Annotated in this window: 11 protein-coding genes and 1 pseudogene; 3 read left to right on the forward strand and 9 right to left on the reverse strand. The window is 64.6% G+C overall.

Going from position 1 to position 11677, the window contains the following annotated elements; genetic code table 11:
- The 9 genes and pseudogenes from H928_RS31650 to H928_RS0115410 all read right to left on the reverse strand — a co-directional run.
- Positions 1–216: pseudogene (locus tag H928_RS31650) on the reverse strand (protein TolA); the annotation flags it as partial.
- An 11-nt stretch (positions 217–227) separates the two neighbouring features.
- Positions 228–662 carry an ExbD/TolR family protein gene (locus H928_RS0115375; RefSeq protein WP_021027304.1) on the reverse strand — a complete coding sequence of 145 codons (435 nt, stop codon included), beginning with the start codon at positions 660–662 and terminating at the stop codon, positions 228–230.
- A 17-nt stretch (positions 663–679) separates the two neighbouring features.
- Positions 680–1378, reverse strand: coding sequence for a protein TolQ (tolQ, locus tag H928_RS0115380; protein ID WP_021027305.1), 699 nt, complete (start codon positions 1376–1378; stop codon positions 680–682).
- Positions 1375–1788: a tol-pal system-associated acyl-CoA thioesterase gene (gene ybgC, locus H928_RS0115385; protein WP_021027306.1), complete on the reverse strand. Its 414-nt coding sequence runs from the start codon at positions 1786–1788 to the stop codon at positions 1375–1377. Before ybgC ends, tolQ begins: the two co-directional genes overlap by 4 nt.
- A 105-nt stretch (positions 1789–1893) precedes the next feature.
- Positions 1894–3078 (reverse strand): pyridoxal phosphate-dependent aminotransferase, encoded by a 1185-nt coding sequence (locus H928_RS0115390; protein WP_021027307.1) that lies wholly within the window; start codon positions 3076–3078, stop codon positions 1894–1896.
- A 149-nt stretch (positions 3079–3227) separates the two neighbouring features.
- Positions 3228–3764 carry a transcription antitermination factor NusB gene (gene nusB, locus H928_RS0115395; RefSeq protein WP_021027308.1) on the reverse strand — a complete coding sequence of 179 codons (537 nt, stop codon included), beginning with the start codon at positions 3762–3764 and terminating at the stop codon, positions 3228–3230.
- Complete coding sequence (ribH, locus tag H928_RS0115400; RefSeq protein ID WP_021027309.1) at positions 3761–4222, reverse strand: 6,7-dimethyl-8-ribityllumazine synthase; 462 nt, start codon at positions 4220–4222, stop codon at positions 3761–3763. The genes nusB and ribH overlap by 4 nt, the downstream gene beginning before the upstream one ends.
- Before the next feature lie 5 nt (positions 4223–4227).
- Entirely contained in the window at positions 4228–5349 is a 1122-nt protein-coding gene (gene ribBA, locus H928_RS0115405; RefSeq protein WP_021027310.1) for a bifunctional 3,4-dihydroxy-2-butanone-4-phosphate synthase/GTP cyclohydrolase II, read from the reverse strand.
- Between the two features lie 132 nt (positions 5350–5481).
- Complete coding sequence (locus tag H928_RS0115410) at positions 5482–5772, reverse strand: 2Fe-2S iron-sulfur cluster binding domain-containing protein (protein WP_021027311.1); 291 nt, start codon at positions 5770–5772, stop codon at positions 5482–5484.
- Between the two features lie 370 nt (positions 5773–6142).
- Between H928_RS0115410 and H928_RS0115415 the strand changes: the two genes are divergently transcribed.
- The 3 genes from H928_RS0115415 (at position 6143) to H928_RS28125 (ending at position 11642) form a co-directional block, all read left to right on the forward strand.
- Positions 6143–7060, forward strand: a complete 918-nt coding sequence (locus H928_RS0115415; RefSeq protein WP_021027312.1) for an SDR family NAD(P)-dependent oxidoreductase — start codon at positions 6143–6145, stop codon at positions 7058–7060.
- A 496-nt stretch (positions 7061–7556) separates the two neighbouring features.
- The gene (gshA, locus tag H928_RS0115420) at positions 7557–9089 is read left to right on the forward strand and encodes a glutamate--cysteine ligase (RefSeq protein WP_021027313.1); all 1533 of its coding nucleotides are present in this window, start codon (positions 7557–7559) and stop codon (positions 9087–9089) included.
- Positions 9090–9266: 177 nt separating this feature from the next.
- Positions 9267–11642 (forward strand): FUSC family protein, encoded by a 2376-nt coding sequence (locus H928_RS28125; RefSeq protein WP_021027314.1) that lies wholly within the window; start codon positions 9267–9269, stop codon positions 11640–11642.
- Positions 11643–11677: the final 35 nt, after the last annotated feature.

Genomic DNA, 11677 nt, shown 5'->3' on the forward strand with positions numbered 1-11677 from the left:
CGGGGGCGGCGTCAGCGGCGCGGGCGCCGCCTGCTCATTGGTGGGCGCCCACAGCTCGGCCTCGACCGAGGGCTGGTCGCTGTCGCGCGGGTTGCGCACCGTCCACAGCAGGGCGACGACCACCAGCAGGTGGGCCGCAGCCGCCACGGTCCAGGACTTGGTCCGCGACGGAGGTTTGGGAGGGGCAAGCTGATCGCGCTCTTGACGAGGAGACATGGACACTCTTCTTACTGGCTGCCACCAGCCACTTGCAGGGCGACACGTTTGACACCGGCCTTCTGCAAGGTCGACATGGCATCGATCACCTTCTGGTAGGCCAGGTCCTTGTCCGCCACGATGAGCATGGCGCTGTCCTCAGGCGGGTTGTCCGCTTGCCAGGCCTTGGCCCGGTCGGCCAGGTCGCCCGCGGCCACGGCCTGCGTGACATTGCCGGTCTTGAGCTGGATCGAGCCGTCCTTGTCCAGCAGCACATGGGCGATGTTCTTGGTGGGGGGGCGCTCGCTCTTGCCTGCCTTGGGCAGGTTGATGGCGCCCGGCGTGAGCATGGGGGCGGTGACCATGAAGATGATCAGCAGCACCAGCATCACGTCGATGAAGGGCACCATATTGATCTCGTTGACGGTGCGGCGGTTGCGTTTTCCGCGAGAGGCGACGGCCGGCATGGCTGTTTCCTTTGTATTTAGTGCGCAGCGTGCAGCGGCTGGGCACCCAGGTTGCGCTGCAAGATGTTGGAGAACTCTTCAATGAAGGTTTCTTGCTGGCTGGCGATGCGGTCAATGCCGCTGGAGAAGCGGTTGTAGGCGGTCACGGCGGGAATCGCCGCGAACAGGCCCATGGCGGTGGCCACCAGCGCTTCGGCAATGCCGGGCGCGACGGTGGCCAGGGTGATCTGTTCCATGCTGGCAAAGCCGGTGAAGGCATGCATCACGCCCCAGACCGTGCCGAAGAGACCGACATACGGGGAGACCGAGCCGATGGTGCCCAGCAGCGACAGGCCCGATTCGATCTCGTCCATTTCGCGCTGGAAGCTCGCGCGCATCGCGCGGCGGGTGCCGTCGAGCAGGGTGTCGGGGTTGGTGATGTGGCGTTCGCGCAGTTTCTGGTATTCGCGCATGCCGCTGGCAAAGATGCGTTCCATCGGGCCGCAGGCTTTGACGTTGTGCATCGCGTTCTGGTAGAGTTCGTTGAGGCTGGAGCCGGACCAGAAGTCGCTCTCGAAGCTCTCATTCTTGTTCTTGATGGCTTTGAGCATGCCGACCTTGCGCAGGATCGTGGCCCAGCAGGCGACCGAGGCGGCCACCAGGATCAGCATCACGAGTTGCACCACCCAGCTGGCGTGCAAGACCAGGCTGGCAATGGACATTTCTTGGGAATTCATGAGATGGTTTGGATCAGGGATTGAGGAATTCTTGCCGGGCGCATGCTGAGGGCATCGACCCAGCCGATACGGATTGTGCCCTCACACAGCAGCTGAGGTGTATCTGTTGGTTGCTTCTGTTTTAAGAGCACGCGCTGCGCGATCTGCATCGAAGCGCGCCCCGCCTCTTGGAGCGCTGCCGTCACGATGAGTTCATCGTCCAGACGTGCAGGTTGTAAATATTTGATATGGGCTTCGCTGACCACAAACATGCCGCCCACCTGCTCGCGCAGGCGCTGCTGCTCCAGCCCGAGCGAGCGCAGCCATTCGGTGCGGCCCCGCTCCATGAACTTGAGGTAGTTCGCGTAGAACACGATGCCGCCGGCATCGGTGTCCTCCCAGTAAATGCGGATGGGAAACTCAAAGGCCATGGCTATCGCCTTTCAATGGGGCTTTATAGCGTGGCTGAAGGGTGGCGCTGCGCAGCACCCCTTGCAGAGGGGCTGGCAGTGGGCGAGGCGCAGCGGTCTGCATCATCAGGCCAGCAGCTTGCGCAGCCGTGCAATGGCCTCTTGCAGCTGCTCCATTGAGTTGGCGGTCGAAAAGCGCACAAAGCGGCCGGTGTCATGGCTGCCAAAGTCGCGCCCGGGCGTGATGGCCAGGTGGGCCCGCTCCATCACCGCATAGGCAAAGTCCCAGGAGCCTTCCACACCGAGCTTCTTGGCCGCTTGCGTGCAATCGGCCCAGGCGTAGAAAGCGCCATCGGGTGCGACCGGCACCGGCAGGCCCAGCGCTTCGAGCGCCGGGATGAAGTAATCGCGCCGGGCCTTGAACTCGGCGCGGCGGCGCTCGTACTCGGCAATGCTCTCGGGCGCAAAGCAGGCCAGCGCCGCGTGTTGCGCAATCGTGCTGGCGCAGATGAACAGGTTCTGCGCCACGCGCTCGATCACCGGCACCAGGGCTTCGGGCACCACGGCCCAGCCCAGGCGCCAGCCGGTCATGTTGAAGTACTTGCTGAAGCTGTTGATCGAGATGATGTTGTGATCGATCGCCAGCGCAGTCTGGCCAAAGGCCTCGTCATAGGACAGGCCCAGGTAGATTTCGTCGATGATGGTCAGGCCGTCGCGGGCCTTGACCACCTCGTGGATGCGGCGCAGCTCCTGCGGCGCAATCGAGCTGCCCGTGGGGTTGGAGGGCGAGGCCAGCAGCACGCCACGGGTCTTGTCGCTCCAGGCGGCCTGCACCTTGTCGGCGCTCAGCTGAAAGCGCTCCTCGGCCGTCGTTGGCAGCAGCACGGCCTGGCCTTCTGCGGCGCTGACAAAGTGGCGGTTGCAGGGGTAGCTGGGGTCGGGCATCAGGATCTCGTCGCCGGCGTCGATCAGCGACAGGCACACGAGCTGCAAGGCAGCCGATGCGCCAGCGGTGATGACGATGCGGCGCGCCGGCACATCGATGCCAAAGCGCTGCTTATACCAGTCAGACAGCGCCTGGCGCAGGGGCTCGATGCCCAGCGCCGGGGTGTACTGCGTGCGGCCTTCGCGGATGGCGCGGTCGGCGGCCTGCTGCACCAGCGGTGGTGCGGTGAAATCCGGCTCGCCGATGTTCAGGAAGATCATCGGCTCCGCGCTGCCCGCCACCTGGGCCGCCAGTGTCTGGGCGGCCTTGGCGACCTCCATCACATAAAACGGCTCAATGCGCTCGGCTCGGGTGGCGATTTTCATGGTCTTCAGCTTGGATCAGAGGGCTCCCACAGCGTTGGCGGCATATGGGCAAGCACGGAGTGTGCTATCAAAAGTATAACTGGCAGCGGCTAAGCCCTTAGAAAAAACCGATGCCAGCGCGCAGGCATGGGCATCGGTTGTCAGGGCGATCAGGCCGCGTTGTTGCGGTCAGCAGCCACTTCGACGGCGCGCAAGCTCGGGGCCAGCGCGTTGAGCACGGCGTTCACATACTTGTAGCCGTCGGTGCCGCCAAATTCCTTGGCCAGCTCGATGCTCTCGTTGATGACCACGCGCCATGGGACATCCAGGCAGTGCTGGAACTCATAGACGCCAATCCACATGCAGGCATGCTCGATGGGCGAGATCTCTTCCATCTTGCGGTCCAGATGGGGCAGGATCTGCGCATTGAGCTGCTCGGCCGCCTCGATGCAGCCGTGCAGCAGGGCGTCGTAGTGGGCGGCATCGGCCTTGTGAAAGCCCGCCAGGTCGCGCGTGAACAGGTCGATCTCGGTGGCGCTGTTGCCGCTCAGGATGTACTGGTAGAGCGCCTGCAGTGCGAACTCACGCGAGCGGCTGCGGGTGGACTTGGAGGCGGCCTTGCGCGCGCCGGTGGAGGTCAGACCCTTGCGGGCCTGGCGCGGAGGGCGCTGGCTGGAGGAGGAGTCGCTCTGGTCGTTTTCGTTCATAGTGTTTTCAGCAGATTGGCCATCTCGACAGCGACGATGGCGGCATCGCGCCCCTTGTCGATCTGGCGGGCAATGGCCTGGGCTTCGTTTTCAGTGGTGAGGATGGCGTTGGCCACGGGAATCTGGAAATCCAGGCCGATGCGGGTGACGCCAGCGCCTGATTCGTTGGCCACCAGTTCAAAGTGGTAGGTTTCGCCGCGGATGATGCAGCCCAGCGCAATCAGCGCATCGAACTCTTCGGATTCAGCCATGGCCTGCAGTGCCACGGGCACTTCGAGTGCGCCGGGTACTTTGACATGGCGGATGTTCTCGGCTTGCACGCCCATGGCGGCCAGCTCCTGCAGGCAGGCCTGGGCCAGGCTGTCGGTGATGCTTTCGTTGAACCGGGCCTGCACAATGCCGATGGCGAGCGCGCTGCCGTCCAGGTTGATGGCACTGCCTTTTTCTGCTCCAAACATGCTGCTTATTCCTTGTTGATGTATCCGGTGATCTCAAGCCCGTAGCCGGCCATGCTGGGCAGGCGGCGGGGCGCGCCCAGCAGGCGCATCTTCTGCACGCCGCAGTCGCGCAGGATCTGGGCGCCGATGCCGTAGGTGCGCAGGTCCATGCGGCCCCGCTCGGGTGCTTGCGCAGCGCGCGCCTTGCCGTCGAACTGGCGGATCAGCTGCGAGGCGCTTTCATTGCAGTTGAGCAGCACGGCCACGCCGCAGCTTTGCTGCTGCAAATAGGCCAGGCTCGCGTCCAAGGTCCAGCTGTGCATCGCGCGGCCGGTCTCGAGCAGATCCATCACCGACAGCGGCTCGTGCACGCGCACGGGCACATCGCTGTCCGTCTGCACGCTGCCCTTGACCAGGGCCATGTGCACCGCGTGGCTGGCATGGTCCTGGTAGAGGTGGGCGGTGAATTCGCCATGCGTCGTTTGCAGCGGGCGGCTGCTGATGCGCTCGACCAGCGATTCGTGGCGGCTGCGGTATTCGATCAGGTCGGCAATGGTGCCGATCTTGATGCCGTGCTCGGCGCAGAACAGCTGCAGATCGGGCAGGCGGGCCATGGTGCCATCGTCCTTCATCACTTCGCAGATGACGGAAGAGGGCGAGCAGCCCGCCAGGCGCGCCAGGTCGCAACCGGCTTCGGTATGGCCGGCACGCATCAGCACGCCGCCGTCCACCGCTTGCAGCGGGAAGATATGGCCGGGCTGCACCAGATCGCTGGCCTGGGCATTGGCGGCCACAGCGGCCTGCACGGTGCGGGCGCGGTCTGCGGCGGAGATGCCGGTGGTCACGCCTTCGGCCGCCTCGATGGAGACGGTGAACGCGGTGGACAGCGGAGCGCCATTGTTGGCGGTCATCTGGCGCAGCTGCAGGCGCTCGCAGCGCTCGCGGGTCAGGGTCAGGCAGATGAGGCCCCGGCCCCACTTGGCCATGAAGTTGATGGCTTCCGGGGTGACATGGTCGGAGGCCAGCACCAGGTCACCTTCGTTCTCGCGGTCGGCTTCATCGACCAGAACGACCATGCGGCCAGCGCGCATCTCGGCAACAATGTCCTCCACCGGAGAGATCGGCGCAGGGGTCAGGGGGCTGCTCATGGAATGCCTTTAAAGAACTTGTGTCGTGTCTGCGCGCAGATCTGCGGCGCGTGAGACAGTAAAAACCCCAATTTTAGACCAGCTGCTCCCCGGCTGGGCGGCTTTGGCGCTTCTGGGGACTGGCGCAGCGGGTCAATACTCGCCACGCATCAGCACCACATTGCCATCCGGGTAGGCCACGCAGGGCAGGATGCAGCCCGCTTCCTTGTCCTCGGCGCTGAGCCCGGGCCATTCAATCTCGTAGTGCACACTGCCCGATTTCAATCGGCCCACACAGGTGCGGCAGGTGCCATTGCGGCAGGAGCTGGGCCAGTCCACGCCGCCTTCTTCCAGCGACTGCAGCAGCGGCGTGTCTGCCCAGGCATCGACCTGGATTTCTTCGTTGTCGATCTGGGCGTTGTAGAGCTCGGGGGTGATGGGCATGGGGTGTGGATCCTGAAGGCCATATCAAAACCATAGCTTCCCAGCCAAGTGTGGTAAGCACTGCTGCCAGGTAGCAAGGATGAGGCCAGTTTTGCTGAAATTGCGGGCAATGTAACACGCGGCTAATAAAAACATGGGCTTAGCGGGTTAAATGGCCCGCGATGCGCAGTTATCCACATGGTTGTTCAGCCATTTTCGGGATAACCCTAGCGCGGCGCTGGCCGCAGCCCTGCATTGTCGCCCCCGCGTCTGTCGCCCAAGCGGCGCGCAAAGCAAATGTGAACACGTACAGTGCGAATGCATCCGGGGCTGCAAGCCTCTTCCAACATTGGGCGGCACAAGCGCCCGCATGGTGTAAAGGTGCGAACGTATGGGTTTGGATTTCAGCGACAAGGTAGCGATTGTGACGGGGGCCGGCGGCGGGCTGGGGCGTGAACATGCGTTGGCGCTGGCCCGGCGCGGGGCCAAGGTGCTGGTCAATGACCCGGGCGGCGCGGTGGACGGGCAGGGTAACTCGTCAGCGGCCGAGAAGGTGGTGCGCGAGATCGAGGCGCTGGGCGGCGTTGCCATGGCCAGCCATGCCTCGGTGACCGACTGGCCGGCGGTGCAGGCCATGGTGGCCCAGGTGGTCGAGCGCTGGGGCCAGGTCGATGTGCTGGTCAACAATGCCGGCACCTTGCGCGACAAGAGCTTTGCCAAGATGGAGATGGACGACTTCCGCGCCGTGCTGGAAGTGCATCTGATGGGCAGCGTGCATTGCTGCAAGGCCGTGTGGCCCTTCATGCAGGCAGCCCACTACGGCCGCATTCTGGTGACGACCTCGTCATCGGGCCTGTTTGGCAACTTTGGCCAGAGCAACTATGCCGCCGCCAAGATGGCACTGGTGGGCCTGATGCAGACCCTGGCGCTGGAAGGGGCCAAGTACAACATCCATGTGAATGCGCTCGCGCCCACGGCCGCCACGCGCATGACCGACGGCCTGCTGGCGCCCGAGATGCTGCGCGCACTGCGGCCCGAGCTGGTGAGCCCGGCCATGCTGGCGCTGGTGCATGAGAGCGCGCCCACACGGACCATCCTGTGTGCAGGCGCTGGCAGCTTCGAGGCCTCGCACATCACGATGACGCGCGGGCTGCACCTGAGCGCCGACAGCGTACCGGTCGACGAGATGGATGCCCACCTGGCCCAGCAATGGGCCGAGCTGACCGACCGCCAGGGCGATATCGTGCCGGACAACGGTTTTGTGCAGGGCGACCTGGAAATCCGCAAGGCCCAGCAAAAGCTGCATTAAGAACCTGTTCAAAGTCTCCTCGTACCGCGACAGTGTCTTTGCGGGATGGGAGGCTAGGCGCAATACCGCAGCAATAGCCCAGCTATTGCGAGGATTTGCAACAACGCAGACCGCCCGCAAAGCCACTGTCCCTACGGGTTGGAGTGAAATCGGGCGATTTCTGCGCGCTGGCCCTTGCTTGCACCCCGGTGCAAGCTACGTTCCATCCCTTCGAACTCATCCCGATTGCACTCCAACGCGGTTGCGTAGAGACCTTGAACAGGTTCTAAGGCGCCGGCCCGCGCTGGGTGTTGGGCCTGGTCCCCCGGTGCCCAGGTGCCGGGCTTTTTTTGCAGTGCAGAAAACAACAGCGCGGGCGATCGCTACACGTTCTTACCAAGGCGTGCTGCGGCTATCGGGCTAAATCCCGAAGCCCGGTCAGGCTGAGCGTGCAATACTCTGCCAGTCGCCGGGCAACCTGCTATCGTGCAGCCCGGCTTAGACAAGAACAACGCAGATGAACCATATCCAAGAACGCATTGATGCCATCGGCACCCAGCGCCTGCTGGGCATTGGGCGAGGCATCGAGAAAGAAGGCTTGCGCGTGACCGACGAGGGGGCGCTGGCGCTCACGCCGCATCCGGCCGCTTTGGGCTCGGCGCTGACGCACAGCAGCATCACGACCGATTTCAGCGAGTCGCAGATCGAGATCATCACCGGCGTGCACCAGGGCGTGCAGGCCTGCCTCGATGAGCTCTCCGAGGTGCACCAGTACGTCTACCAGGTTCTGCAAGCCAATGACGAGCGGCTGTGGATCTCGAGCATGCCTTGCTCGCTGCCTTCGGACGAGACCATTCCGCTGGGGCGCTATGGCACCTCGCACATTGGCCGCTCCAAAAGCATCTACCGCATGGGCCTGGGCCACCGCTATGGCCGCCGCATGCAGACCATCTCGGGCATCCACTACAACTGGTCGATGCCAGGCGTGAGCAGCGAGGCCTATTTTGGTCTGATCCGCAATTTCCGCCGCGAAGCCTTTTTGCTGCTTTATCTCTTTGGCGCGTCGCCCGTGCTCTGTCCTTGCTTTGTGCAGGGCCGCCCGCACCAGCTGCAGCCGCTGGGCGATGGCCAGGGTGCCCTGCACCTGCCCCATGCAACCTCGCTGCGCATGGGGCGCCTGGGCTACCAAAGCGATGCCCAGGCCTCGATCAGCGTCAGCTACAACGACCTCAAGGGCTATGCCGATTCGCTCTATGGCGCCTTGACCCAGCCGTATCCAGCCTATGAAAAAGTGGGTGTGATCAACCCGGGCGGCGAGTACAACCAGCTGGGCACCAGCCTGCTGCAGATCGAAAACGAGTTCTACGGCACCATCCGCCCCAAGCGCACGGTGCAGCGCGGCGAGCGCCCGCTGCATGCGCTGCGCGAGCGCGGTGTCGAGTATGTCGAAGTGCGCTTGATGGACATCAATCCGTTTGACAGCATGGGCATCTCGGCCCCGACGATGCGCTTGCTCGATGTCTTCTTGCTGCATTGCCTGCTGAGCGACAGCCCACCCGATTCGCCCGCTGAAATCGCCGAGATGAAGCACAACCAGCACATGGTGGCCGAGCGCGGCCGCGAGCCGGGCCTGAACTTGCAGCGCCAGGGCAAGGAAGTGCTGCTGACCGACTGGGCCCAAGAAGTGCTGCAAGCCTGCCAGCCCATTGCGGCGGCGCTGGACCAGGCCCATGGCACGCAGGACTACAGCGAGGCGCTCCAGCAATCCCAGCATCTGCTGGCCCACCCCGAGCAAACACCATCGGCCCAGGTGCTGGCGGTGGTCAGCGAGCAGTTTGGCACCTCGTTCAAGGCCTTTGGCGCCGCCCAGTCGCAATGGGCCCGCGAGCAGACCCTCGCCCGCCCCTGGAGCGATGCGCTGACGGCCAAGTACCAGCAGCGTGCGGCCGAGTCGATCAAAGCGCAAAAGGACATGGAAGCGGCGGACACGGTGCCCTTTGAAGAATGGCGCCAGTGCTATATGTCTCCCGAACACCTGGTCGTGTCTTGATAGACCTCATGCCCTAGAGCCCGCTGCTGCGGGCTTTTTTGTTGCTGGCACGCTGCAGCGGGCGGGGGCAGAATGCAAGCGTTTGCAAGAAGCTTTGCGCTTCTGTTTTGATAGCTGCCCGCGTTGGCTATCATTTGTCCGACATCTTTGGGTGTTGATTTCTCGTATTGTTCTGCCATGGCGCACTTCTCTTCCGACCGCAGCTGGCGCACGTTCAAGCGTGGCCTGCTCAACCACTATGTGCTCAACGGGCTGGAAGTGGCGCTGGGCCTCTTTCTGGTAACCACGCTGGTGCAACTGATCTGGGGCACGCAGCATGCGGCGGCGGCCTCGGTCGGGGTCATCGTCACCATCGTGGTCGACAACCCGGCGCCACGCCGAGGCAAGTTCTGGCGCATGCTGCCTGCGCCCTTGCTGGGGGCGCCGCTGTTTTTCATGGTGCAGCTGATGCACCAGCACCTCGTGCTGTTGGGCCTGGTGGCCGTGCTGTCGACCTTTCTGGGCTTTTTGTGGATGGCCTGGGGCAAGCGCGGCGCGCCGATTGCCATTGCGGTGGTGCTGGCCATGGTGCTGGGCATGTCGGTGCCCAAACCGGCCGAGGGGCAGCTGCTGGCCGCAGCGGCGGAGTCGACGATGTTCTTCAGCATTGGCGCGGGCATGTTCCTGGTGTATGCGGTCATCGCCAACACCTTGCTCAATTTTCGCTACCGCGTGCAGTTCATCGCCGATACCGTGCTGTCGCTCGCTGCCCTGATGCTGGAGCAGGCGCGCATGGTGCTGCCCGAGGCGGCCCGCCATGTCGGGCTGGAAGGGGAGTCGGTCGATGGCGAGGCCTATGGCGACAACCTGGCCGACCGCAATTTTGGCAAGTTCTCGCGTGGCGGCGCACCCCAGCAGCACATGGGCCAGCTGATGGCCCGGCACGCGGCCTTTGCCGACCAGCTGCAGTCGGCCCGCGACATTGTGCTGGAGAGCCCGCGCACGCCGCGCCGCCAGCGCCTGGCCGGCATGCTGATGCAGATGCTGGAGATCCGCGACCACCTGCTCGCCTGCGAGCTGGACCTGGAGCATCTGCGCAAGTCGCCCGAGCAGGCGCCGATGCTGCTGGCCCAGCAGGCCATGCTGCGCGCCCTGGCGATGGAGGTGGTGCACCTGGCCGACAGCCTGCTGCTGGGCCGCAAGCCCCGCGCGATGAGCAACCTGGACGCCTTGCTGCGCCCCATGCAGATGGCCAGCAAGCTGCCCGCGCAGCGGCTCGAGGAATCGCTGCCCGACCACTACGACACGGACGTCTCGCCCCAGGCGCTGTCACGCGAGCTGAGCGAGCGCATTGTGCGCATCCATGAAGAGGTCAACCGCTTGATCGGCCTGGGCCGCGACGAGGTCGAGCCCGATCTGGCCGTGGTACGCGCCAGCTGGCAGATGTTTGTCAGCCCGACTGCCTGGTCCTGGACGCCGTTCAAGGGCCTGATGAGCTGGGATGCGCCACCGCTGCGCCATGCCATCCGCGCGGCACTGGCCATTGCGGTGGGCTACCTGGTGGTGCAGGTCCTGCCCTGGAATGCCCATGCCTACTGGGTGCTGCTGACGATTGTGGTGGTGCTGCGCGGCAGCCTGGCGCAGACCCTGGAGCGGCGCACGGTGCGGGTGCTGGGTACCTTGCTGGGCTGCGTGGCGGCGCTGGCGATTTTGTCGGCGCATCTGTCACCACTGGGGTTGATTCTGTGCCTGACGCTGGCCCAGGGCGTCTCGCACGGCTTTGCGCTGCGCCGCTACCTGTTCACCGCGATGGGCGCGACGGTGCTGGGCCTGGTGCAGGCGCATATGCTGCATGCCGGAGGCAGCACCACCTTCCATATGTTCGAGCGCGTGGTCGATACCTTGATCGGCACCGGCATTGCCTGGGCCTTTGCCTATGTGCTGCCGTCCTGGGAGCGCTCGCAGCTGCCGGCGCTGGTGCAGCGGGTGCTCAAGGCCCAGGCCGCGCATGCCAGCACGTCGCTGGCGGTGGACCAGTTGCAGGCCGTGGACAATGCGCCCGAGCTGGCCTGGCGCCTGGCTCGGCGCGAGGCCTATGACAGCCTGTCGGCGCTGGTGCAGGCCGTTGACCGCTCGCTCAAGGAGCCGCGTGCCGTGCAGCCGCCGCTGCAGGCGCTCGAGCTGTTCCAGGCCCATTGCTACCAGCTGCTGGGCCAGATGTCCTCGGTCAAGATCATGCTGATGATGCGCCGGGGCCAGACGCCGTCGCCGTTTGCGGTGCAGCAGCTCCAGGATACCGCTGCCATCATCGATGCCTGCCTGCTGCAGGCGCCGCCGTTGCCGACTGCGGGCGATGCCGAGGCCCAGCGCCCCTCCAAGATGCCGGCGCCCGAGCGCGTGCCCGGCCCGGAAGACCGCGACCAACTCATTCCCTGGCTGATGCGGCGCCTGGCCACGGCGCGCATTCTGGCCGGCCAGCTGCAGCAGGATGCGGTGCAGATCCGCCAGCTGCTGGCGCGTGAGGAGACCTTGCCGCCCGTGCAGGCAGAACCGACTCAGGCGCAGTCCACTTGAGCGTGAAAAAAGACGGAGGGCTTAGAGTCGCTAAG

It is taken from the genome of Comamonas sp. B-9, assembly GCF_000410635.1.
In the GTDB taxonomy this organism is placed as follows: Bacteria; Pseudomonadota; Gammaproteobacteria; order Burkholderiales; family Burkholderiaceae_C; genus Comamonas.